General features: G+C 46.3%; 22 protein-coding genes. 16 read left to right on the top strand and 6 right to left on the bottom strand.

Annotated features, from left to right (window positions below; translation table 11 throughout):
* Window positions 1-23 precede the first annotated feature (23 nt).
* The 13 genes from obgE to ASG33_RS01420 all read left to right on the top strand — a co-directional run bounded on the left by obgE (window position 24) and on the right by ASG33_RS01420 (window position 14,783).
* Window positions 24-1,031 (top strand): GTPase ObgE, encoded by a 1,008-nt coding sequence (gene obgE, locus ASG33_RS01485; protein WP_056279571.1) that lies wholly within the window; start codon window positions 24-26, stop codon window positions 1,029-1,031.
* Between the two features lie 75 nt (window positions 1,032-1,106).
* Complete coding sequence (locus ASG33_RS01480; RefSeq protein WP_056279569.1) at window positions 1,107-4,283, top strand: sialate O-acetylesterase; 3,177 nt, start codon at window positions 1,107-1,109, stop codon at window positions 4,281-4,283.
* A gap of 161 nt (window positions 4,284-4,444) precedes the next feature.
* Window positions 4,445-6,580, top strand: a complete 2,136-nt coding sequence (locus ASG33_RS01475; protein WP_056279567.1) for a sialate O-acetylesterase — start codon at window positions 4,445-4,447, stop codon at window positions 6,578-6,580.
* A gap of 194 nt (window positions 6,581-6,774) precedes the next feature.
* A complete protein-coding gene (locus ASG33_RS01465) occupies window positions 6,775-7,149 on the top strand; it encodes an NADH-quinone oxidoreductase subunit A (protein ID WP_056279563.1) in 375 nt (124 codons plus the stop codon).
* Between the two features lie 26 nt (window positions 7,150-7,175).
* On the top strand, window positions 7,176-7,718 hold the full coding sequence (locus ASG33_RS01460; RefSeq protein ID WP_056279561.1) for an NADH-quinone oxidoreductase subunit B: 543 nt from the start codon (window positions 7,176-7,178) through the stop codon (window positions 7,716-7,718).
* Between the two features lie 5 nt (window positions 7,719-7,723).
* On the top strand, window positions 7,724-8,224 hold the full coding sequence (locus ASG33_RS01455; RefSeq protein ID WP_056279559.1) for an NADH-quinone oxidoreductase subunit C: 501 nt from the start codon (window positions 7,724-7,726) through the stop codon (window positions 8,222-8,224).
* 18 nt (window positions 8,225-8,242) lie between these two features.
* On the top strand, window positions 8,243-9,469 hold the full coding sequence (gene nuoD / locus ASG33_RS01450) for an NADH dehydrogenase (quinone) subunit D (protein WP_056279557.1): 1,227 nt from the start codon (window positions 8,243-8,245) through the stop codon (window positions 9,467-9,469).
* A gap of 29 nt (window positions 9,470-9,498) precedes the next feature.
* Window positions 9,499-9,996, top strand: coding sequence for an NAD(P)H-dependent oxidoreductase subunit E (gene nuoE / locus ASG33_RS01445; protein ID WP_031528927.1), 498 nt, complete (start codon window positions 9,499-9,501; stop codon window positions 9,994-9,996).
* Between the two features lie 27 nt (window positions 9,997-10,023).
* Window positions 10,024-11,364: an NADH-quinone oxidoreductase subunit NuoF gene (nuoF, locus tag ASG33_RS01440; RefSeq protein ID WP_056279555.1), complete on the top strand. Its 1,341-nt coding sequence runs from the start codon at window positions 10,024-10,026 to the stop codon at window positions 11,362-11,364.
* Window positions 11,365-11,396: 32 nt separating this feature from the next.
* Window positions 11,397-12,512 carry a 2Fe-2S iron-sulfur cluster-binding protein gene (locus tag ASG33_RS01435; protein ID WP_056279553.1) on the top strand — a complete coding sequence of 372 codons (1,116 nt, stop codon included), beginning with the start codon at window positions 11,397-11,399 and terminating at the stop codon, window positions 12,510-12,512.
* A gap of 27 nt (window positions 12,513-12,539) precedes the next feature.
* Window positions 12,540-13,619 (top strand): NADH-quinone oxidoreductase subunit NuoH, encoded by a 1,080-nt coding sequence (gene nuoH, locus ASG33_RS01430; protein WP_056279552.1) that lies wholly within the window; start codon window positions 12,540-12,542, stop codon window positions 13,617-13,619.
* Between the two features lie 18 nt (window positions 13,620-13,637).
* The gene (locus ASG33_RS01425; RefSeq protein WP_056279550.1) at window positions 13,638-14,231 is read left to right on the top strand and encodes an NADH-quinone oxidoreductase subunit I; all 594 of its coding nucleotides are present in this window, start codon (window positions 13,638-13,640) and stop codon (window positions 14,229-14,231) included.
* A gap of 33 nt (window positions 14,232-14,264) precedes the next feature.
* On the top strand, window positions 14,265-14,783 hold the full coding sequence (locus ASG33_RS01420; protein ID WP_056279547.1) for an NADH-quinone oxidoreductase subunit J: 519 nt from the start codon (window positions 14,265-14,267) through the stop codon (window positions 14,781-14,783).
* A gap of 72 nt (window positions 14,784-14,855) precedes the next feature.
* Here the strand turns inward: ASG33_RS01420 and gcvP are convergent, their stop codons facing one another.
* The 3 genes from gcvP to ASG33_RS01405 all read right to left on the bottom strand — a co-directional run bounded on the left by gcvP (window position 14,856) and on the right by ASG33_RS01405 (window position 19,437).
* Window positions 14,856-17,750, bottom strand: a complete 2,895-nt coding sequence (gcvP, locus tag ASG33_RS01415; protein ID WP_056279545.1) for an aminomethyl-transferring glycine dehydrogenase — start codon at window positions 17,748-17,750, stop codon at window positions 14,856-14,858.
* 132 nt (window positions 17,751-17,882) lie between these two features.
* Window positions 17,883-18,086, bottom strand: coding sequence for a hypothetical protein (locus ASG33_RS01410; RefSeq protein WP_056279543.1), 204 nt, complete (start codon window positions 18,084-18,086; stop codon window positions 17,883-17,885).
* Window positions 18,087-18,180: 94 nt separating this feature from the next.
* Entirely contained in the window at window positions 18,181-19,437 is a 1,257-nt protein-coding gene (locus tag ASG33_RS01405) for a metallophosphoesterase (RefSeq protein ID WP_056279541.1), read from the bottom strand.
* A gap of 157 nt (window positions 19,438-19,594) precedes the next feature.
* Between ASG33_RS01405 and ASG33_RS01400 the strand changes: the two genes are divergently transcribed.
* Window positions 19,595-19,816 (top strand): hypothetical protein, encoded by a 222-nt coding sequence (locus ASG33_RS01400; RefSeq protein ID WP_229238527.1) that lies wholly within the window; start codon window positions 19,595-19,597, stop codon window positions 19,814-19,816.
* Here ASG33_RS01400 and ASG33_RS01395 read toward each other — a convergent pair.
* Window positions 19,813-20,373 (bottom strand): YqgE/AlgH family protein, encoded by a 561-nt coding sequence (locus ASG33_RS01395; protein WP_056279539.1) that lies wholly within the window; start codon window positions 20,371-20,373, stop codon window positions 19,813-19,815. The genes ASG33_RS01400 and ASG33_RS01395 overlap by 4 nt on opposite strands.
* 151 nt (window positions 20,374-20,524) lie before the next feature.
* Here ASG33_RS01395 and ASG33_RS01390 point away from each other — a divergent pair, with 151 nt between their 5' ends.
* On the top strand, window positions 20,525-21,046 hold the full coding sequence (locus ASG33_RS01390; protein ID WP_056283111.1) for a gamma carbonic anhydrase family protein: 522 nt from the start codon (window positions 20,525-20,527) through the stop codon (window positions 21,044-21,046).
* Here ASG33_RS01390 and ASG33_RS01385 read toward each other — a convergent pair.
* Window positions 21,043-21,678 (bottom strand): DedA family protein, encoded by a 636-nt coding sequence (locus ASG33_RS01385; protein WP_056279537.1) that lies wholly within the window; start codon window positions 21,676-21,678, stop codon window positions 21,043-21,045. The genes ASG33_RS01390 and ASG33_RS01385 overlap by 4 nt on opposite strands.
* Window positions 21,679-21,729: 51 nt before the next feature.
* Complete coding sequence (locus tag ASG33_RS01380; protein ID WP_056279534.1) at window positions 21,730-23,613, bottom strand: ABC-F family ATP-binding cassette domain-containing protein; 1,884 nt, start codon at window positions 23,611-23,613, stop codon at window positions 21,730-21,732.
* A gap of 139 nt (window positions 23,614-23,752) precedes the next feature.
* Here ASG33_RS01380 and ASG33_RS01375 point away from each other — a divergent pair, with 139 nt between their 5' ends.
* On the top strand, window positions 23,753-24,739 hold the full coding sequence (locus tag ASG33_RS01375; RefSeq protein ID WP_056279533.1) for a formylglycine-generating enzyme family protein: 987 nt from the start codon (window positions 23,753-23,755) through the stop codon (window positions 24,737-24,739).
* Window positions 24,740-24,761 lie beyond the last annotated feature (22 nt).

Below are 24,761 nucleotides of genomic sequence, written 5' to 3'. Positions count from 1 at the left end.
TCTGAATTTACACTATACTACACATGGCCTCCTCCAACTTCATCGACTACGTAAAAATAAATGCCCGATCGGGCGCAGGTGGAGCTGGTTCTCTTCATTTCCGGCGTGAAAAACACGTTGAAAAAGGAGGTCCCGACGGCGGCGACGGCGGTCGCGGCGGCCATGTGATCCTGAAAGGAAATGCACAGCTCTGGACATTACTCCACCTGAAATACACCAAGCACGTTAAAGCTTTTGACGGAAAAGGTGGTGAAGGTGGAAGAAGAACAGGCGCAATTGGTAAAGATATCATCCTCGAAGTTCCGCTTGGGACTATCGCCAAAAACGGCGAGACCGGTGAAGAGCTGTTTGAGATCACCGAAGATGGACAGGAAGTAATCCTGCTCAGGGGCGGGCGCGGCGGAATGGGGAATGACCATTTCAAATCCGCTACCAACCAGACTCCCCAGCACGCTCAACCCGGAGAACCCGGCCTTGAAGCGTGGATTATTCTCGAACTTAAAGTGCTTGCCGACGTAGGTCTGGTAGGCTTTCCTAATGCAGGAAAATCGACATTGCTTTCGGTTGTTTCTGCCGCAAAGCCTGAAATTGCCGATTATCCCTTTACTACGCTTGTCCCTAACCTTGGTGTAGTGTCCTACCGCGACTATAAATCCTTTGTAATGGCCGACATTCCGGGTATTATCGAAGGCGCTTCGCAGGGCAAAGGTCTGGGATTACGCTTCCTTCGCCACATTGAAAGAAACTCCATTCTACTGTTCCTGGTACCTGCTGACAGCGAGGATATTAACGCTGAATATCAGACCTTGCTACAAGAACTAAAGATTTATAACCCCTCCCTCCTAGACAAAAATCGTATCCTCGCCGTTTCTAAGACTGACGTCCTGACAGACCAAGAAAAAGCCGGTCTGAAACACCAACTCCCTCAAAACATCCCCGCAATTTTAATTTCAGCAATAACCCAAGAAGGAATTGAACAATTGAAAGACAAAATATGGGAGCTGATCAATTCGCCGTTTTCCGTAAAATAATAATTTCTTGAAACAAGCAACCAACTGACGCATCTTGTGTGTCCGGTTAGTTACGTAATAGAATATACAGCCACTATGAAACACTATCTACCATACATTATCTGGGTAGGAATCAGCCTTTTATCATTCAATACTTTCGGACAAATAAGCATCGATTATCCGTCAGACCGCCTGGTCTTTCAACGTGATAAAAACAATTTGGCGACTATTTACATCTCAGGAAGTTATACAAAAGTTGTTGATAGAATTGAAGCAAAGCTCACCCCGAGAAACGAAGGACAAGGCTCCCCTGTGGATTGGAAACCCATTAAGTCCGATCCCAAAGGCGGCTTCTACTCAGGCAGGCTGGATGATGTGAGAGGCGGCTGGTACAATCTGGAAGTAAGAGCCTGGAAGGGCGATCAGATTGTCGGTTCATCGCGGGTTGACCACGTTGGCGTGGGAGAAGTTTTCCTTATTGCAGGACAATCAAATTCACAGGGTTATCAGAATATGGGTGCACAAGGTGCTCAGGATGACCGCGTAAATTGTATCAGGTACAACAACACAGATGCTCCTAGGCTTTACGAAGATTTACCCTATCCGCATTTTGAACATTTGGGTGCCGATTCTGAAATTGCTCCCCGCGGCTTCTCGGCCTGGTGCTGGGGCAAGCTGGGTGACAATCTGGCTGCCCGCCTCAATGTGCCGATCCTTTTTTATAATGCAGGCTGGTATGGTACTGCAGTGAAAACATGGCGGGAAAGTATCAACGGAACTGGTTACTCTGTTTATACAGGCGTCCCCATAGAGCCCAGCGGAATGCCTTACGGCAATATGCGCTCAGTTGTGCAACGGTATGCCCCGATAACAGGATTGAGAGGAATTTTATGGTTGCAAGGAGAAGCTGACAATGATATAAATACCTCCACAGACAATTATGCAAACGATCTTAAAACGGTTATTGAAAGTATAAGAAATGAATCCGGGCACAATATATCATGGGTGGTTTCACTCACATCTTACAACAACAGGAACGGAATAGATCAAAGGGTAATTGAAGGCCAGCGCAGGGTAATCAACAACGTAAACCAGGTATTTGAAGGACCTTCTACTGACCAGATCCAGATTCCCCGCATTGATGGTGAGGGTGTGCACTTCATGAACGAAGGCCTCTCCCAACTTGCAGACGCCTGGACTCAGCAGCTGAATGATAACTTCTTTGCTAACTCGGAACCGTATAAGGGTGAGAGCCCAATGCGTATTAACAGTTCCTGTGCGGGGAATGGGAATATTACACTGACTATTGAGAATGACAATCTCAATTCCTTTAACTGGAACAACGGTCAGAATTCCAATAGTATCCAGGTGGGAAATGGCAGTTACCGTGCGTATGCGAGAGACGGTCGCGGAAACTTCATTTACTCTCCCGAAATCCGCGTTTATGAAAGCATTCAGCCAAACCAGCCGACAATTTCAATTGAAGGCAGTAACCCGGTTTGCCTTGGCAACACAGCAGTTCTGGTTTCCAGCACCTCCGAAAATATAAGATGGAACAACGGATCAACGGGTGACCGACTGAACGTGACGACGGGGGGCGATTATTTTGTGACCACCACAAATGTGTACGGCTGCGAAGCATCTTCGGATAAAATCAATATGAAAGTCCTGAACTCGCCACTGCCAGCGAAACCTAAGATTGCTGCTTCCGGCGCAATTACCTTCTGTGACGGCGGCGAGGTAAAACTAACTTCCGACTCGAAAGAAAAGAACGTTTGGTCTAATGGAGGTCAGGAATCCAGTATTGTTGTCAGATCATCAGGTGCATATACGGTGCGCGCATTGGACGAAGTAGGCTGCTACTCCCCTGCTTCTGACGCAGTTGACGTGAAAGTAAATCCGCTGCCTGCAAAGCCTGCTATTGCTGTGAGCGGCGACACTGAATTCTGTGCAGGTGGAAACGTAGCATTAACATCCAGCTACGAAACCGGAAACATCTGGAGTACCGAGGCAACAACGAAGTCCATTTCTGTTACAACAACCGGGAATTTTACATTAAAACAACGCGACGCCAATGGGTGTGAATCTACTTCCGATGCAGTATCAGTAAAAGTAAATCCGCTGCCGGGTACCCCTCAGATCACAGCACTCCGACCAACTACTTTCTGTGAACGCGATTTTACCACGCTAAGAAGCAGCGAGGCATTCTCATACTTGTGGAGCAACGGTGAAAATGGACGTGACATCGAAATCCGGGAATCCGGCAACTTCACTATCGCTGCAAAGGATGAAAAAGGGTGCGTGTCACCGGTATCCGCAGTTGTGCGGGTCGTAAAAAATCCCCTACCGCCGACTCCGATGATCAAAGCCGACGGTCCGACTACCTTCTGCGCGGACCTGAGTGTAAACCTGCAATCGACACAAGCCGCAGGATTTCTGTGGAGCAATGGAGCTGCAACACAAACTTTAAAGGTGACTCAAGCTGGTACCTATTCCGTTCAGACGATCAATGAATTCCAATGCTACTCGGATCCAAGTAACCAGATCACTACGAACACGCTTGCATTACCCCCTTCGCCGATTGTACAGGCACTTAGTGCAACTACTTTCTGCGATGGTGATACCATTACATTACAGGCAAGGAATGGGAGTTTATTCTTTTGGAACAACGAGGAACAAGGTCCTGAGATATCGGTTTTCAAGTCGGGCAGCTATGCGGCTAGGGTAAAAGATGAGCAGGGTTGCTATTCGCCTTATTCGGCTGCTGTTGCTATTGAGGTAAAACCTTCGCCAAGTGCGCCGGAGATCAGGCAGATCGGGCCATTTACATTGTTTGCAGAAAATAACCTGAATGAAGGTGATCACGTTTGGAAGCTTAACGAAATCACGTTAACTGAAAACAGCGCGACTTTGAAAGCAATCCGGTCAGGCAGTTATGTGGTTAACAATACCATTGTTTACAGCCCCACGCTCACCTGCTTCTCCGACTTCTCGGCTCCGTTTACATTCTATGTTGATACCAAAAATCCGGGTTTTGTGGCATTTCCAAATCCAAATGCGACAGGCAGGCTTACTGTTGAGACACTTACAAACGTCGTTAATGCAGAAGTACAGATTATCGACAGCAGAGGTGTAATCCACAAGAATTTCAGGGTAGCGAAGTTCGATCGCCAGCACTTCTTCAATTTATCGGGACTTTCCAGTGGTATTTATATCGTCCGTATAGTTTCTTCCAGTTTTACCGCAACTCAAAAACTGATAATAGTGCAGTAAATCACGTTTAGGGTAAGCGGCTGATCAAAAAAAGCAAGTGGTTATATTTTAGCCAAAATAATCATTTACATTTGTGACCGTTTTGCGTTTGAATACGTTAGAATAATCCAATAAACCCAGATTGTCCGGAGATAGAAACTTTACCCGTATAAGAATTCCCAATGCATTATAGAATTATCCTTCAGGTAGTGGCAAAGGCACTGCTGTTGATCTGTATCATTACGTCGGCAGCATTTTCTCAGATCAGAATCACTTCTCCCTCACTCCAGTCAGTTTATCAGAGAGATATTACTGGCCAGCGTCAAGTTTCAGTTACCGGTACGTTTACCGTTCCAATGGACAAAATAGAGGTACGCGCTGTGCCTGTTGTTCAGGGACAAGGAGTTGACGCACCTTGGAAAGATCTTGAAGTAGCTTCCAAGGGAGGTACTTTTTCAGGTACTATAACCCTTTTTCAGGGTTGGTACACATTGGAAGTAAGAGGTTCTTCAGATGGTAAAATCGTCGGCAGGGACGTTGTTTCCCGATTCGGCGTCGGAGAGGTTTTTATTATTGCAGGCCAGTCTAATGCACAAGGATTGAGAGAATATCCGGGCCCCGGAGCCAATGACGACCGTGTGATCTATGTTTCCAATTACGAGAACGATGAATTGGGAATGTACAAAGACTTGCTTACCGATCCGGTTCCGCCTGTTTTTTCAAAACTGACAACAGGTCTTAAAACCATGTCTCCGCGCGGACAAACGCCGTGGTGCTGGGGAATTCTGGGCGACTTGCTTGTGCAAAAGCTGAATATGCCGGTTATGTTCATCAATACAGCCTGGGAAGGTACGGCTGTGGAAAACTGGGCGCGCAGTTCTCAGGGATTGCCAACAGACAGCTATTATGGTTATCATTACGCTCCGCAAATGCCATATGCCAACCTTCGTGTTGCTGCCCGTAACTATGCCAATCAATATGGCGTACGAGCCATTCTCTGGATGCAGGGTGAAACAGACGGCGCTTTCGGAACTACGGCGTCATTCTATCAGGCTAACCTGCAGATGATCATCAATCAGCTGAGCAGCGATACAAACAAGCGCATTACCTGGGTAATTGCCAGAACCAGCCGTGCTTCACTGGACAGCAGAGTGCCTTCGAAGGTATATCCACAGATTATCGCTGCACAAAATGCAGTACTCGCAACCGATTTCAACCCGACTTATCCTGGTCCCGAAACCGATCCGCTTGTTCCTAACAGACCAGATGGTATCCACTTCGTTGGTGTAGAAGCATTGACTATTCTTGCAAATGCCTGGAACGAGACTCTTGACGGAAACTTTTTCGCTACTGTAACACCAAGTGCGCCTGCTCCGGTCCCAACGGTTGAAGCCGCCTGCGTTACCGAAAACAATGCAGTAAGAATATCGCTTCCTACGGGCTTCCAGTCTTACGAATGGAGCACCGGAGAAAAGAGCAGCAGCATTACTGTTTCAGCAGCCGGCACATACCGGGCTACTGTTAAAGATGCGGCAGGCAACTCGCTTCTTTCCTCTGTTGTAGTTCTGGACCATGAAGCCAGACCTTCCCGCCCTAGTATTTTACAACAGGGACAACAACAAGCTTGTGCCGATTCATCTTTCCAATTCTCGGTAGCAGAAGGCAGTGATATATACAGCTGGTTCAAGCAAGGTTCAACAACGCCGCTGGCAACCGGCCCGACGGCCAAAATTGCCGAGGGCGGTGAATACTTTGTTCGCGGCGCAAACATATTCGGATGTGTTTCTGAAAATTCAGCCAATTCTTCGCTTATTATCAGACCAAAGATTTCGAAACCGGTTATCTCAGCTTCCGGTCCATTCAGCATTACTGCCAGCATCAGCGAAACAGGGTTGAACGAGCAATTTGCATGGAGAAGGCCTGAGACGGAAACCGACACAATTGCAGATATTATTAAGATCGTTAAAACAGGTGTTTATTCAACAAGAGCACAGGTCGTGTTCTCGATCAATGACAACAACCGGATTACCTGCTATTCAGATACTGCTTCGCAGGAATTTAAAACAAACGAACAAAACGATGTGGTAATTTACCCGAACCCAAGCGAGGGTAACTACATCTACATCGAATCCCGTGACAACATTGCCGAGGCAGTTGTCACTATATTCGACCTTCATGGCCGCGTGATCAAAACAACCAGCCCGAAATTGCTGGATAGCCGGATGCAGGTTAATCTTGGGTATCTGCCAACCGGCAAGTATATCCTCCGCGTTACGGGTCAGGGACAAAGCTTAACCAAGCAGATTGTAATCAGATAAGTATTTCTTGCCGATATTGATTAAATAAGCCCCGCCAACACGGGGCTTATTTAGTATGATCCTAATTAGACAAAAGAAAAACTCAAGAATTTGATTGATAAACTTGCAAAGGCTAATTTTGAGATAAACGACAGGATACAACCCTGCCTCGTTTTTTTCAGGATTTTTAAAGATTTTGGTATAGCACTCGTGCAATGAAAAACACTTATCTCCCATCGGATTATCTTCCCATTCTGGTCCAGTTTTTCCTGGCGGCGGCTTTCATCGGTGGAACGATGATCGTAACTCACATGATTGGTCCCAGCCGTAAAAGCAAACTGAAAGATGATCCATTTGAATGCGGTATCGAGTCGGTAGGTGATGCCCGTACTCCTATCTCAGTAAAGTACTTCCTTGTAGCAATTCTTTTCGTTTTGTTTGATGTGGAAGTAATTTTTATGTATCCATGGGCCGTTAATTTTAAGGGACTTGGAATGTTTGGTTTCATTGAAATGTTATTGTTTATGGCTTTACTACTGTCCGGTTTCTATTACGTGATCCGTAAGGGAGTACTGAACTGGGAAGAGTAGCCTGAACCTTTGATATACAGGAAATTATGAAAGAAGTAACGATTGTGGAGGCTCCGCAGGGGCATAGTGGTTCCGGTTTTTTTGCAACATCATTTGATGAAGCTATTGGTTTGGCCCGCAGCTATTCGCTGTGGCCTTTGCCGTTTGCTACCTCTTGCTGCGGCATTGAGTTCATGGCAACAATGGGTGCGCATTATGATATTTCCCGGTTCGGTTCGGAAAGACCGAGCTTTTCACCCCGTCAGGCTGACTTGCTGATGGTGATGGGAACAATCGCCAAGAAAATGGCGCCTGTAGTGAAGCAGGTATACCTGCAGATGGCAGAGCCGCGCTGGGTAATGGCAGTTGGTGCCTGCGCTTCCAGCGGGGGTATTTTTGATACTTACAGCGTATTGCAGGGAATTGACCGGATTATCCCTGTCGATGTGTATGTGCCGGGCTGTCCGCCGCGGCCAGAGCAGATCATTGACGGATTGATGCAGATCCAGTACCTGGCACAGAATGAAAAGCTGCGCCGCCGCAATACCGACGAATACCAGGAATTATTAGCATCTTATAACATTCAATAACCCATATGCTGACTAACCAGGAAGTTGCTGAGGCGCTTTTGGAAAAATTTGGTGACCAGGTTTTTGATTTTGAAGAACCATACGGGCTTCTGACACTTTCTACGACCCGCGAGGAGATTTTGCCGATATTGGAGTTTCTCCGGGACCATAAAAACTACCAGGTTATATTCCTGACCGATCTTACAGGGATACATTATCCTGAGAATAAGAACAAGGAGTTCCAGGTAGTCTACCACATGCACAGCTTTGTGCATAATTTCCGTATCAGGATTAAAGTTTCATTAGCTGAATCAGATCTGCACATTCCTACTGCGACCGGGCTTTTTGCATGCGCCAACTGGATGGAGCGTGAGACTTATGACTTTTTCGGTATTCTGTTCGATGGGCATCCTAACCTGATCAGGATCCTGAATATTGAAGAAATGGATTATTTTCCAATGCGGAAAGAGTTCCCGATGGAAGATGCCACGCGTGAAGACAAAACTGATGCCCTTTTCGGCCGTTGACCTTATACTGAGTAAAATATGGCAGATATTGAATTATTACCCCATAACGTCCCTTCTCAAACCGAGCTGCCTGAACTGGTTGAAGAATTAACCACCCTTAACCTCGGCCCTACTCACCCGGCGACACACGGTATTTTCCAGAATATCCTGAAAATGGATGGAGAAAAAATCGTTTCGGGCGAGCAGACGATCGGATATATACACCGTGCATTCGAGAAAATAGCCGAACGGAGGCCATTTTACCAGATCACCACGCTTACTGACCGCATGAACTATTGCTCTTCCCCAATCAATAACCTGGGGTGGCACATGACGGTCGAAAAGTTGTTGGGCGTCGAAGTGCCTAAGCGGGCACAATACATCCGCGTGATCATGATGGAACTGGCCAGGATCACGGACCACATCATTTGCAACAGTATTCTTGGTGTTGATACAGGTGCTTTTACCGGCTTCCTGTATGTAATGCAGAAGCGCGAGGAAGTTTACGAGATTTACGAAGAAGTATGCGGAGCCCGTCTTACCACAAATATGGGCCGACTAGGCGGTATGGAAAGAGACCTTTCCAATACAGCTATCCGTAAAATTCACGAGTTTATCAAATCATTCCCGGCTGTGTTGCGCGAGCTCGAAAAGCTGCTGAACCGTAACCGGATATTCATGGACCGAACCATTAACGTCGGTCCTATTTCAGCAGAAAGGGCTTTGTCATACGGCTTCACTGGTCCTAACCTGCGTGCTGCGGGTGTAGACTATGATGTGCGTGTAATGAACCCCTACTCTTCTTACCAGGATTTCGATTTTGAAGTACCTATTGGCCAGTCCGGAGATACTTTTGACCGTTATATGGTCCGGAATGAAGAAATGTGGCAGAGTTTGAAAATTGTAGAACAAGCAATTAACAACTTGCCGGAAGGTCCGTACTACGCGGATGCCCCTGAATACTATCTTCCTCCTAAAAACGAAGTGTACAGAAATATGGAGGCATTGATCTATCACTTCAAAATTGTGATGGGTGAAATCGATGCACCGGCTGGCGAGGTTTACCATGCTGTGGAAGGTGGAAATGGAGAATTAGGTTTTTACCTGATCAGCGATGGCGGAAGAGCTCCCTATCGTTTACACTTCCGCAGACCAAGCTTTATCTACTACCAGGCTTATCCTGAAATGTGCAAGGGAAGTACACTTTCCGACGCCATTTTAACCATGAGTAGCCTCAATGTGATAGCCGGCGAGCTGGACGCCTGAGTTTTTCTAAAACAGATTACATTTAAGAAATGACCGAAACACCCAATTTCGTAGCCTTTACCCCAGAGCGGCTTGAAAAAGTAAAAGAAATCATTGCACGTTATCCGGAAGGCCGCCAAAAGTCGGCCCTTTTGCCTGTTTTGCACGTGGCACAGGAGCAGTGGGGTTGGCTGAGCAGTGAGGTAATGGATTACGTTGCCGGCATTTTGAGCATAGAACCTGTCGAAGTATATGAGGTAGCGACGTTTTACACGATGTACCACCTCGATCCTGTCGGAAAGCATGTTATTGAATACTGCCGGACAGGCCCCTGCTGCTTAATGGGAGGGGAAGATGTTTACGGGTATTTGAAACAAAAACTCGGTGTAGAAGCCGGACAAACAACTGCTGACGGACTTTTTACTTTAAAGGAAGTTGAATGCCTTGCCGCTTGTGGCTGGGGACCGGTTTTCCAGATCCGCGAGCAGTTTTATATGAACCTTACGAATGAGAAGGTTGATCAAATTATTGAAGATTTAAGCAAATAGGCTTTCGGCTTAAAATAGTATCCTGAAATGGCTAAGAAAATATTAACGGAGCACATCAATGTACCTGGTATAGAAACCTTCGATGTATATCGGAAACAAGGTGGATATACTGCCGTTGAAAAGGCTATTAAGACCATGACGCCAGAGGAGGTTGTGGAAGAGGCGAAGAAATCCGGTGTAAGAGGAAGAGGTGGAGCAGGATTTCCGATGGGTATGAAATGGGGCTTTCTGGCAAAACCGGAAGGAGTACCCCGCTATCTGGTCTGCAATGCAGATGAATCAGAGCCAGGCACATTCAAGGATCACCACCTGATGAAATCGATCCCTCACTTATTGATCGAGGGAATGATCATATCAAGCTTTGCCCTTGGTGCGAACAAGTCATTTATCTACGTACGTGGTGAATTGATGTACGTGATCCGCATTCTTGAAAAAGCAATTGAAGAAGCCAAGGCGCAGGGTTTTCTTGGCAAAAACATCCTGGGTTCAGGCTATGACCTGGAACTGGTTGTTCAACCAGGCGGAGGCGCATATATCTGTGGTGAAGAAACTGCATTGCTGGAATCTCTGGAAGGCAAGCGCGGAAATCCACGTAACAAACCGCCATTCCCCGCTGTAAAAGGTTTATACCAAAGCCCGACTGTTGTAAATAACGTAGAGTCAATCTCTAACATGCCATGGATTATCAACAATGGCGGTGATGTTTATGCAGCAATTGGTGTAGGTCGCAGTACCGGTACAAAGCTGATTTCTGCTTCCGGGCACATTCAAAAGCCGGGTGTTTATGAAATCGAGCTGGGTGTGAGTGTTGAGGAATTCCTTAATTCCGACGAATACTGCGGCGGTATCAGGAAAGGTCATCATTTGAAAGCATTGGTAGCTGGTGGTTCTTCTGTTCCCATTCTGCCTGCCCATTTGATCATGAAAACAGCGAATGGAGAGGACAGGCTGATGAGCTATGAATCTCTTTCCGACGGCGGTTTTGCAACAGGTACCATGCTCGGTTCAGGTGGATTTATCGTTTTCGACGAAACAGCCTGCATTGTCAGAAATACCTGGAACTTCTCCCGTTTTTACCACCACGAATCTTGTGGCCAATGCAGCCCGTGCCGTGAAGGTACCGGTTGGATGGAGAAAGTTTTACATCGCATTGAACACGGCCATGGCAGTATGCACGACGTTGATCTGCTGGTGGATATATCTAAAAAAATTGAAGGAAATACAATTTGTCCGCTCGGAGACGCAGCAGCATGGCCGGTGGCTAGTGCGATACGTCACTTCCGCGACGAATTTGTCTGGCATATAACAAACCCGCATGAAGCTACTCAGCCCGGCGCCGTTTACCGCGGTGAAATGGAACTGGCGTAACCGCTGATTGAGATTTTTGAACATTGTTTCGCATGGAAGAAATAAAACCCCAATTGATAAAGATTACTTTCGACGGAATTGAGGTCGAAGTAGAGCCAGGTACTACTATCATGCAGGCGGCACGAAAAATCGCGGAGGCTGATGAAAGTCAGGCTTCACTGGTTCCGCCGGCAATGTGCTATTATAAACCGCTTAATGCTTCGGGTGGAAAATGCCGCGCTTGTCTGGTGAAGGTTGCACAGGGATCTGCCAAAGATCCTCGTCCGATGCCTAAACTGGTACCATCGTGCATTACACAGGTACAGGAAGGAATGGTGGTTGAAAATACAACTAATCAGGGTGTACTGGATACGCGCAAGAGCATCGTAGAGTTTCTTTTGATTAACCACCCGCTCGACTGCCCTATCTGTGACCAGGCCGGAGAATGTCATTTGCAGGATTTCGCATTTGAGCACGGTTCTGTAAAAACGAGGTATGAGGAAGAAAGACGGACTTTTGACAAAATAGATATCGGTCCTTATGTGCAGCTGCACATGACACGCTGCATTCTGTGCTATCGCTGTGTTTACACAGCCGACCAGATCACGAACAAACGTGTTCACGGCGTGATGAACCGCGGAGATGCTTCCGAAATCAGTACCTACATTGAGAAAGCGATTGACAACGATTTCTCAGGAAATGTTATTGACGTTTGTCCTGTAGGTGCATTGACCGACAAAACTTTTCGCTTTAAACAAAGGGTATGGTTTACTAAACCGGAAGATGCGCATCGTGACTGTGATAAATGCTGTGGAAAAGTGACACTCTGGTATCGTGGCGATGAAGTGCTCCGCGTAACTGCCCGCAAGAATACATGGGGAGAAGTCAACGATTTCATTTGCAATACCTGCCGTTTTGATAAAAAACAAACAAGCGACTGGGTATTGGAAGGACCAACAAAAGTGAAACGCAGCTCAGTGATTTCAGCTAATAAATACCGCGCTGACCTGGTTAAAAAACCTGATTTTGCATTGAAACTAGCGGCTTCACAATACAAACCAGTTGATGACGACCGTGCTTATGTGACTGACGAAGAAACGATCCGTCAACAAAGTATTGAGAATAACGAGAAGGCGAACCATCGTTCGTTGCTGGCAAAGAACAACTAACAAGCTGATTATAATTGCTGATAATAAATGGATTTAACTGAATTTCTAGTTAAGACAGCAACGATTTTCGTTGTTTTCGTACTTACCCTGGTGATCGCGATGTACTCGACCTGGGCTGAACGTAAGGTTGCAGGCTTTATCCAGGACAGGATGGGACCTAACCGCGCCGGCTGGGGAGGCTTGTTACAGCCGCTTGCCGATGCGGGTAAGATGTTTTTTAAAGAAGATTTTATTCCTGCTTTGGCCAACAAATGGCTGTTTATCGCAGGTCCAAGTTTGGCTATGCTCACTGCATTGCTGGCGAGCGCCGTAATTCCTTTTGGAAGTACTTTCCGCATCAACGGACATGAAGTGGTTTTGCAAGGTGTTGAGTCCAACATTGGTATTCTCTATGTTTTCGGTGTTGTTGCATTGGGAGTGTACGGGATCATGGTTGGAGGCTGGGCTTCCAATAATAAATTTTCACTACTGGGCGCTATACGCGCGGCTTCTCAGAACATCAGCTATGAAGTAGCAATGGGCCTTTCGCTGATCGCCATTCTGATGATGAGCAGCTCGCTGTCACTTGGAGAAATCGTGGCGCAGCAGCATGGAATGAACTGGAATATCTTTTATCAGCCGCTCGGCTTCCTTATTTTTATCACCTGTTCATTTGCTGAATGTAACCGCGTTCCATTTGACTTACCTGAATGCGAAACTGAGCTGGTAGGAGGATACCATACCGAATACGGAAGTATGAAGCTGGGTTTCTACCTGTTTGCCGAGTATATCAACATGTTTGTTTCCTCAGCAATTATCTCCGTACTATATTTTGGTGGGTACAATTATCCCGGAATGGACTGGGTTTACAGCCAGCTTACGAGCGCATTAGGTTCGGAAACCGGGCACAACATTGCCACATTGATCGGTACTGCAGTATTCTTCGGAAAAGCATTGTTCTTCATATTCTTCTATATGTGGGTACGCTGGACAATCCCTCGTTTCCGTTATGATCAATTGATGAACCTGGGATGGAAAAAGCTGATTCCGCTGGCTATTTTCAACATCATTATCACAGGCGCGGCTGTGCTCTTTTTAAAGCCGGTAATTACCGCCTGGTTGAATTAATATAAAAATTACATTGCTATGCAGTTGACAAATCGCTCCAAGCAGGTTAGCAATAAAGAAATGACATTGATGGAACGCGCCTATATTCCGGCCATTGTGACGGGTTTGGGTATCACCATCAAGCACTTTTTTGCTAAGAAAGTTACAATTGAATACCCGGAAGTAAAGAGATACCTCGGGCCTGTATTCAGGGGCAGACATATTTTAAAGAGAGACGAAGACGGTCGTGAGCGCTGCACTGCGTGCGGCTTGTGCGCGGTAGCTTGTCCGGCAGAGGCCATTCAAATGGTTGCTGCTGAGAGAGAAAAAGGCGAAGAAAATCTGTATCGTGAAGAAAAGTACGCAGCTGTGTACGAAGTGAATATGCTTCGCTGCATTTTCTGCGGTCTTTGTGAAGAGGCTTGCCCGAAACAGGCTGTTTATTTGCGTCACGACGAGTTTGTACCCGTATTTACTGAAAGAGATCAGGTAATCTGGGGTAAAGATCTTTTGGTTGAGGATATGACTAACCGGTATACCAGAGAAGCCTGGACCAAAGAAGAAGCCCGCGCAATTGATGCAAAGAGAGCCGCAGGCGAAGTTACAAACGTTGTTCCACGAGCTATACCCTGATCCATTATCCAGGCTGTTCAGCAGTTACATATTATGAATCCATCTGTTTCTTTTTTCTATTTCCTGTCGTTTCTGACCATTCTGAGCGCGGTAATGGTGGTAGTGTCACGTAACCCGATCCACAGCGTTCTTTACCTGATCCTCACATTCTTTACACTCTCAGGGCACTACATTCTGTTGAATGCGCAATTTCTGGCCGCGGTGAACATCATTGTTTACGCGGGCGCGATCATGGTACTCTTCCTGTTTGTAATCATGTTCCTTAATATGAAACAGGACCATGAGGAATCGAAGACAAACCTGACCAAAGTAGCTGCCACAATCGTTGGCGGGACCGTTTTTGTAATCTTGTTCGGGGCGTACCGCAAAACGGCTATACCTGCTTTTAATCCTGAAAATTTCGATTCTCAGGTGGGAATGATTGAAAACCTCGGGCATATGTTGTTCCGTGATTACCTTCTTCCATTCGAGCTGGCTTCAATTTTGCTGCTGGTTGCTATGGTTGGAGCGGTAATGCTGGGAAAACGCGAGATTGGAGAGAGACATTTCTGATCCTGATATAGACTTAAGCATAAAGGGGAGACGCACTGAGCGTCTCCCCTTTATGCTTTTATGTTCTTATAATTAGTTAACTTCTGCATCTGTATAAGCCTCCACAGGGATACATGAGCAGATCAGGTTACGATCACCGTAAGCACTGTCAACGCGGCTCACACTTGGCCAGAATTTGTTAAAATGAAGGTATGGAAGTGGGAATGCAGCCTTCTCTCTGCTGTAAGAACGATTCCATTCTTCGCTGAGCAATACTCTGGAAGTATGTGGTGCATTCTTCAAAACATTGTCTGTACGATCTGCTGTGCCTTCTTCTATTTCCTGTATCTCTTTCCGGATCGCGATCATCGCATCACAGAAACGGTCCAGCTCTGCTTTTGATTCTGACTCTGTTGGTTCTATCATCAGCGTTCCGGCGACAGGGAATGAAAGGGTCGGTGCGTGGAAGCCGTAGTCCATCAAGCGTTTTGCCAGATCCTCGGCCTCTACACCAGCTGCTTTGAACGAGCGGCAATCCAATATCATTTCATGCGCACAGCGTCCGTTTGTACCTGTATACAGCACTTCGTAATGCCCGCTCAAACGTTCTTTAATGTAGTTGGCATTGAGGATCGCATATTTTGTCGCATTGGTTAACCCTTCTCCACCCATCATCGCGATGTATGCGTAAGAAATGGTCAGAATGCTTGCGCTTCCATAAGGTGCTGCGGACACAGCTCCTGCTTCGCCGTCGGGAAGATGCTCACCTTGTACATTGAAATTAACGTGACCCGGTAAGAAAGGCATCAAATGCTCTGCCACGCCGATCGGACCTACACCTGGGCCACCGCCACCGTGGGGAATGCAAAAGGTTTTATGCAAATTCAAATGGCAAACATCAGCACCTATGCTGGCCGGACTTGTCAGACCAACCTGGGCGTTCATATTAGCTCCGTCCATATAAACCTGCCCGCCAAATGAATGGATCATTTCGCAGATTTCAATGATACTTTCCTCATAAACACCGTGCGTAGAAGGATAAGTGACCATTAGACAGGATAAATCATTGCTATACTGCTCGGCTTTCGCACGCAGGTCAGCCACGTCGATATTTCCTCTTTCGTCACATTTGGTAACCACCACTTTCATCCCGGCCATTACAGCAGAAGCTGGATTTGTTCCGTGTGCCGAAGAAGGTATCAGGGCCACATTCCGGTGATGATCGCCACGGCTGGCGTGGTAAGCACGAATCGCCATTAAGCCCGCATATTCTCCCTGTGCACCTGAATTTGGCTGGAAAGACATTGCTGCAAAGCCCGTAATCTCACATAGCCAGGTATTGAGCTCGCTCACCAGCTGTGCGTAGCCGCCTACCTGATTGGTGGGTGCTAATGGATGTATTTGTCCGAATTCAGGCCATGTAAGCGGAATCATCTCTGATGTTGCATTCAGCTTCATGGTACAGCTGCCCAGCGAAATCATCGAATGCACCAAAGAAAGGTCTTTGTTTTCCAATGATTTCAGGTAACGCAGCATTTCATGCTCGGTATGGTGCGTGTTGAAAACAGGGTGCGTCAGGTATTCAGAAACACGCGCAAGATTTTCAGGAAAGGCAAATTCGAATTCTTCATCTATTACCATTTCTCCTTGAAAGCCCGAGACTTCTGCGAATACATTCAGCAATGCGATCACATCATCAAAAGACTTTGCTTCGTCGAATGCAATCGTGATACTTTCGTCTTTATTGTAACGAAGGTTAATCCCCCATTTCAAAGCCTGCTCACGTACTTTTCTCGTTAATGGCGTTTTGATGGTAACCGTATCGAAAAACTCTTCTGTTACTACTTCGTAATTGAATTTCTTGATGGTATCAACAAAAAGCTTTGCCAGTCCGTGAATGCGGGCAGCAATTGACCTGATACCTTCTGGTCCATGATACACGGAATAAGCTCCGGCAATTACCGCCAAAAGAACCTGGGCAGTACAAATGTTAGAAGTCGCTTTTTCACGGCGAATGTGCTGCTCACGTGTTTGCAGCGCCATTCTCAATGCGCGGTTACCTTCTCCGTCTACCGAAACTCCGATAATGCGGCCTGGGATATTTCTCTTAAATGATTCTTTCGTAGCAAAAAATGCCGCATGCGGACCGCCATAGCCCATTGGAACACCAAACCGTTGTGATGAACCTACCACCACATCCGCTCCCATTTCCCCGGGCGATTTCAACAATGCGAGCGACAGCAAGTCGGCAGCAACTGCTACTGAAATGTTGAGTTCGTGCGCTGCTGCGATAAAATCTGTATAGTCGATTACATCCCCATTTGTGGCTGGGTATTGTACCAAAACGGCATATATGTTCTCGTCTGTCAAATCAACAGTAGCGTGATTTCCCACAACCACTTCAATGCCGATTGGCCTTGCCCTGGTATAAATCAGGTCAATGGTTTGCGGGTGACAAAGTTCTGAAACAAAGAATGTATTTGCCTTCTTCCGGCTGCCGGCGCGCAGGCTGTGCAGCATTGTCATTGCTTCGGCAGCTGCTGTTGCTTCATCGAGTAATGATGCATTCGCAATCTCCATTCCGGTCAGATCAGTTATTACTGTCTGAAAGTTCAGCAGCATTTCAAGCCGACCTTGCGCGATTTCAGCCTGATAAGGTGTATAGGCAGTGTACCAGGCTGGATTTTCCAGAATGTTACGCAAAATCACTTTAGGCGTAATTGTATCGTAGTAGCCTGTGCCGATATAAGATTTCAGGACCGCATTCTTGCTTGCCGTTCTTCTGATCCCTTCCAGAAACTCCTGTTCTGACTTTGGTTTAGGAAGATTAAGCGGCTTTTGTAAACGTATCGCTGAGGGAAGTGTTTGATCTATCAGTTCGTCCAATGACGCGGCGCCTATCGTACTCAGCATCTCCTGCAATTCCTGCACATCTTTCCCGTGATGCCGGTTTTCAAATTTATCTTGATTTCGAAGGTTAATTTTCATTCAGTTTTGGACCAAAAAACGTTCGTGATTACTAGTTTTAAAACACAAAAGTAAGCAAATCCGACCAAACTTTTGGAGAATGATCTCAATGCTTACTCTTGATTATGTACAAATTTGTAGCGCCCTTGCAAATCAATGATTCGGGCAGCCGCAATCCGTTTTGCGTTTGAAAATACCAAGTATTTTTTTCGACTTGGGCTTCTTATAACCCTTGTATTTTTTCTTCTTTCCCATTAGCTCCATCTTGGAAGTAACAGGCTTTGCTTGGAGTTGTTCAATGCCGGAAAAGCCAAGTGTCAGGCCAAGTACCAGTATGCAGGGAATGATTTTCTTCATGATTATGGGAGCAGTGAAAACAATATCTAATATTCAACGCGCTGAATGCAAAAACCTGTATAGCATCTGATTATAAATCGTTTATTTCCGGCACTCAGGCTTTTACCAGTTCTAAGATAGTAATTTCCGGCAGGATACCTACCCTTCCCGGGTAACCCAGGTAACCGAAACCACGGTTTACATACAGGTATTGCTCATCTTCCTTATACAATCCTGCCCAGCGTTTGTACCTGTACTGCACCGGGCTCCACTTCAATTTACCAATTTCCACGCCAAACTGCATTCCGTGCGTGTGCCCTGCCAATGCGAGGTCAATATCCTTGTACTTGGGAAGTACCTGCTGATCCCAGTGACTTGGATCGTGGGAAAGCAGGATTTTAACAGGGTAATCACCTGTATTCTGATAGGCTTTGGCGAGATCGCCATATTTGGCAAAATTGCCGGCACCCCAGTTCTGAATACCAATCAGGCCAATTTCTTCACCATCTACACGGATTGGACGATGCTCGTCGAGCATCAGGTTCCACCCCAGCAGCTTATGCGCTCTTTGCAGATCAGCAAGGTTATTGGTTTTCGCTTTCAGGTCGGGCCACTGGTAGTAGTCGCCGTAATCATGATTCCCGAGAATGGAATGGACGCCGAGCGGCGCTCTTACCTTATCGAAAATGGAGATATAATCTTGCACCTCCAAAGCCCTGTCATTGACCAGATCACCTGTAAAAAAAGCGATATCCGGTTTTTCTTTTAACAACATTTCAACGCCTCCCTTGACAGCTGTCTTGTTGAAAAAGCTCCCTGAATGAATATCTGACAATTGTGCAATTTTCATTCCGTGAAAAACACCTGGAAGGTTCTTCAATGGAACCTTTACCCTGCGCACCCGGTAATCGTGCGCTCCCGATAGTATCCCGAATGCAAAAGTACCCATTAAGCCTGTTCCGGCTACTACCGCAGTCGTCGCCAGAAACTGTGATCTCGGGATAGTAGGCTCGCCTGTTTCCGGAGACGGAGTAGCAGCGCCAGGGTAAACGAAACTCACAATCCACTGAAAGAAGCGGCGCACATCATCAACCAGCAGGATCAGGACTGCCAGTAATTTGGACAAATAAGGAATTGCGATAAAAGCAACGACGAAGGTCCGCGTAGTACCTTTGAAATAGTCGGGCGGCAAAAGCTGCATGGCAATGTAAGCCAGCAAGGTGATAAGCGTGAAACCCCAGTAAATACCTCCGATCCACCTTTGGGAAACCTGGGATAAATTGCGGGTAGCAAATCGTAAACCTTGCCAGACGTAGAAATCTATTGCTATCAGAATAAAAGTCAGCAATAAAAAAAAGACTGTTCTGGGCATTTTAAATGATCGTTTTCATATTGCATGTAAACGTTTGACCTTGTTTTCTCGTTCGGTTATCTCGGGAGATTGTTGAGGTTTGTACAGCAGAGGTTTTCACCATCCTTTTAAAGGCAAAAATCGCCTGTTTAATGGTTTTCAAATACATATAAATACAATGGGAAATTTCGATTTCAAAAGATTTCATATCAGATCAATGAACGCAGGCACAGCCGAGGAGCGCGCACAGATTAATCAGGAGCTGAAAGAGCTCTATAACGCCCTGCCGGAAGATGAAAAGAAAGTCTTCAATGAAGAATTACAGTTCTTTCTGACGAAAGAAGTCGCCCGCATCAAATCTGACTACGAATCGGTAAAAGGATTGGACCAACCTAACTAATTCAGGCGCGGATCAATGGGATAATGCGCAATGGAACGGTACTCGCCGCCCATATTCCGCAGGATCTCGCGCCAGAAGTTGCCCGGCGGAGTTGTAAAAAGGAAATCAGAGTTGGTATGGGTAATAATCCAGGAATCCTGGCTGAGCTCCTCTGCGAGCTGCCCTTCTCCCCAGCCCGAGTAGCCGATAAAGAAGCGGATATCTTCCTGGTTGAGGGTATTGAGGTTGAGCAGTGTTTTCACCGTTGTAAAATCGCCGCCCCAGTACACATCATTCATGATTTCAGCACCGCCGCTGATCAGGTCGGGGCGCCTGTGAATGAAATGAAGCGTGTTCTTTTCTACGGGACCTCCGAGATGCAGTGTGATATCCTGGTAAATCGTTTCTTCAAGCACATCGCCGAGAAATAGCTCCGTAGTTTGATTCAGCACAAAACCAAAGCTGCCGTGATCGTTGTGTTCACACATCAGGATCACACCTCTCTCAAAATTTGGATCGCCCAAAAACGGTTTGGCAATTAGCAGGCTTCCTTTCGAGACATTCATGCTTGTAGACATATTCTGACGAAACTTTTTATGCTGAACGAATATATTTTATTTTTTGGTAACATTAACCCCGAAACAATCAAAATTGAATAGGTTTCCGGCAATTTTTCCTGCAAACCAAAAAGCATACCATTGCATTGCAAAAACCAACGAAAACAAGATTATGGCTTTAATTAAATCCGTGCAGGGGTATCAGCCGCAATTCGGCGAAAACTGCTGGTTTGCTGAAAATGCAACAATTGTGGGTGATGTGGAAATGGGAGAAAACTGTACTGTCTGGTTCAATGCCGTCATCCGGGGGGATGTGAACAGCATCCGGATCGGGCACCATTCCAATGTGCAGGACGGCGCGGTTATCCACTGTACTTACCAGCGCTTTTCCACCACGATCGGCAACTACGTGTCTGTTGCGCATAATGCAATTGTGCACGGCTGTACAATCGAAGACCATGTGCTGATCGGAATGGGAGCCATTGTAATGGACGGAGCGGTAGTAGGAACAGGCTCTATCGTGGCAGCCGGAGCAATTGTGACCCAGGGCACCAAAATCCCTCCCGGCACCATTTACGCAGGAAATCCGGCCAGGTACCTGAAAGATGTTTCTCCTGAACTGAGTGCGGCTATCGACAGAACTGCCAACAACTACATTACTTACTCGGGCTGGTTCAAAGAAACGGAAGATTAGCCTTCTCCCATTTCCTTTCTTGCATTCAGATAACCTTTGATAACTGTAAACGTCGTGATCGCGAGGAAGAAAAGGATAATGTACTGCACGTAATCAACGATCCAGGGGAAACGCTCTCCGAAGAGATATCCGCCGCCAGTCAAAGAACCGATCCAAATGGCACCACCGGCAACATTGTTGATCAGGAATGACACAAAAGGCATTTTGACTAAACCCGCAAGAATAGGAGCGAAAGTTCTGACAACAGGTAAAAACCGGCTGATGATCAGCGTGCGGCTTCCATACCGTTCAAAGTAGTTGCGTGTGGTTTCAATGTGTTTTTTCTTGAAAAAGAAGGAATCGGGCCTGTTTTCAAACATATCACCGAAATATTTACCAAAAATATATCCGAGCAAGGAGCCCAGTACTGCGGCCGTAAACATGCACAACAGCAAAATTCCGATCGGCACATCCAGAATTCCTGTACCGCAGAATACGCCAGCCAGGAAGACCAGGTAATCGCCGGGAAGGAAGAATGCGAAGAACAATCCATTCTCGGCAAACACGATGAATGTGATAACCAGCAAACCGCCGGTACGGATGATCTCCTCGGAGTTGAGTATATATTGGAAAAATTCGGTAATTGAATTCATAATGTCAGGATAAAGGAACAAGCTCCATACTAACTATGGAGCTGTTCAAATTTAAGCATTTTCCGATAGTTCGAGCCAGCGCATTTCCTTGTCAGCCTGACTTTCGGTTAATGTCTCGATTTCTTTCGACCAGCTTGCCAGCTCATCGTGCGAGCCGCCGGTGTTCAGTTTTTCCACCAGAACCGCTTTCTGCTTTTCCATTTTAGCTATATCAGCTTCAAGCTGCTCCATTTCCTTTTGCTCTTTGTAGCTCAGCTTTTTTTTGGCTGTGATATTAGCAGCGGGCGTAACTTCCTGAACCGGCTCAGGAGCTGCAACCGGCGCGGGCTTGGAACCTGCACTCTTTTTCTCTGCTTCCTGCTCATCCTGGTAATCCCGCAGTTCGGTATAGTTTCCGGGAAAGTCGCTGATTTTACCCTCACCTTCAAAAACAAATATGTGCTCAACCAGTCTGTCCAGAAAATACCGGTCGTGGGATACGATCATCAGACAGCCAGGGAAGTTCATCAGAAAATCTTCGAGTACATTCAGGCTCGCAATGTCCAGATCGTTGGTTGGCTCATCGAGGATCAGGAAGTTGGGTTGCTTGATCAGGATCAACAAAAGCTGCAGCCTCCGTTTTTCACCTCCGCTCAGTTTTGAGATAAAATCATATTGCTTGGAAGGGGAAAAAAGGAATGCTTCGAGCAGCTTACTAACGGTGACCGATTCGCCGGTACCCAGCTGCACTACCTCGGCCACATCTTTCACGATATCTATTACCCGCTGATTTTCATTAAAAACCAGGTCAGACTGCTTGTAATAGCCGAACTGTACGGTTTCCCCTTTCACAATCGAACCCTGATCTGGAGACAGCTCGCCGGTGATCATATTCAGGAGCGTCGACTTGCCCATTCCATTCTTACCAACAATCCCGATCCTGTCTCCTTTGCGGAAAGTATATTCAAAATCCTTGATCAACTGCCGATCGCCAAATCCTTTACTTACCTTTTCAAGCTCGATAATCTTACTTCCCAGACGCGAAGTGCGGACATTCAGCTCCATTTTCGTATCAAATTTCTTCTGACTGGCTTTTTCTTTCAGCTCCTCAAAAGCATCGACGCGGTATTTTGCTTTGGTACCCCGCGCCTTTGGCTGTCGCCTGATCCAGTCAAGCTCTTTGCGCATCAGGTTTCTCGCTTTATCAATGCCCGCAGCCTCCATTTCCTCTCTTTCTGCTTTCTTCTCAAGGAAATAAGAGTAGTTACCCTTATACGGATAAGCTGAACCGTGGTCCAGTTCCAGCATTTGATTACAAACAGTATCCAGGAAGTACCTGTCGTGAGTTACTACCAGCAAAGTAGTATTCGACGTATTCAGGTAATTTTCAAGCCACTCTACCGTGTCCAGGTCAAGGTGGTTGGTAGGTTCATCGAGGATCAACAAGTCGGGATCTTCAAGCAAAACCTTCGCCATTGCAACTCTCTTACGCTGGCCTCCTGAAAGTGCGCCGTACAAAGTATCTGTATGATGGATGCCCAGTCTGCCGAGAACTTCCTTTGTACGGTATTCAAAGTCCCACGCATTGTACTTGTCCATATCCTCCATTACCTCGGCAAGTTCGTCGTGGTTGTCGGTTTCAATGGCGTGTTCATACCGTTTCACCACTTGGGCTACCGGATTGTTGGAAGAAAAAATCACTTCCAGCACAGGCAGACTTTCGTCGAATGCAGGACTTTGGTCAAGATACCCAATGCGAATGTCCTTTCTGAAACTCACCTCGCCTTCGTCCGGCGGTATCTTACCTGTGAGAATATTGAGAAATGTTGTTTTCCCTGTTCCGTTTTTCCCGATCAATGCGACTTTATCGCCGCGGCTGATTCCAAAACTGATATTTCTGAAAAGCCATTTGTCAGCAAATGACTTTGCTATATTTTCTGCTGAAAGATAATTCATGATTAAAGCTAAAATTCAATGTCTGCAAAGTTAGAACAGATATCAAACAACTTAGAAAAAATTCGTTTTCATAGGGTAAATAGGCTAATATTGCCACTTATATTCAGTTAGATGGTTCCAACCGACTCGTTTTATTATTATGTCTAAACAATCTCTTTTCTTAATCTCAACGCTCCTATTTTCCTTCAACGCACTAGCCCAAGACGCTAATTTTAAGAATTACACACAAAAAATCGGAGGTAGCCCAAAGGTATATGAAATGGTCGCTATTCCCGGCGGCGAGTTCATGATGGGAAGCCCGGCCAGCGAAAAAGGCCACAAAGCCGACGAAGGTCCCCAGCATAAGGTGAAGATCGAACCTTTCTGGATGGGAAAATTTGAAGTGATCTGGGATATCTACGATTTGTATTCTTTCAAAAATATGGAGAAAGAAATGGCAGCCCGCCACCCGGATCCTGAAAAATCAGTTCAAAAAACAGATGCAAGTACCCGCCCGAGTCCTCCTTATGTGGATATGTCATTTGGTATGGGCCGCGAAGGTTACCCGGCGATAAACATGACGCAGTATGCGGCTATTCACTTTTGCAAATGGCTTTATGAAAAAACAGGTGTTTTCTATCGTTTGCCGACTGAGGCTGAATGGGAATATGCCTGCCGCGCAGGTTCTAAAACTGCTTACTCTTTCGGTGACGACGCTTCTAAGCTGGGAGAATATGCATGGTTCCGTGGCAACAGCGACGCTGCTTACAAAAAGGTAGGTCAGAAAAAACCGAATGCATTCGGGTTACACGATATGCATGGAAATGTAATGGAATGGACGCTGGATCAGTATATCCCTGATTATTATGCTAAAAAGCCAGCTGGTGAAAAATACGCGCCGGTTACTGAGCTTTACCCGAATTCTGTACGTGGCGGATCATGGGATGATGAGCCTTCGGAACTGAGAAGTGCTGCAAGAATTCCTTCTAAGGCTGACTGGAAGATACTCGACCCGCAATTGCCAAAAAGCGAATGGTGGCTGACCAGCGCTTCTTTCGTTGGGTTCAGAGTGGTAAGACCTCTGAAAACACCTTCTCCGGAAGAAATTAAAGCTTATTACAGCCCTAAATTAATTGAAGACTATTGATCAACTATAACTCTTAATTTTT

This window comes from Dyadobacter sp. Leaf189 (genome assembly GCF_001424405.1).
Lineage (GTDB): Bacteria > Bacteroidota > Bacteroidia > Cytophagales > Spirosomataceae > Dyadobacter.
The sequence above is the reverse complement of the archived record's forward strand: the minus strand, read 5'-3'. Positions and strand labels throughout refer to the sequence as shown.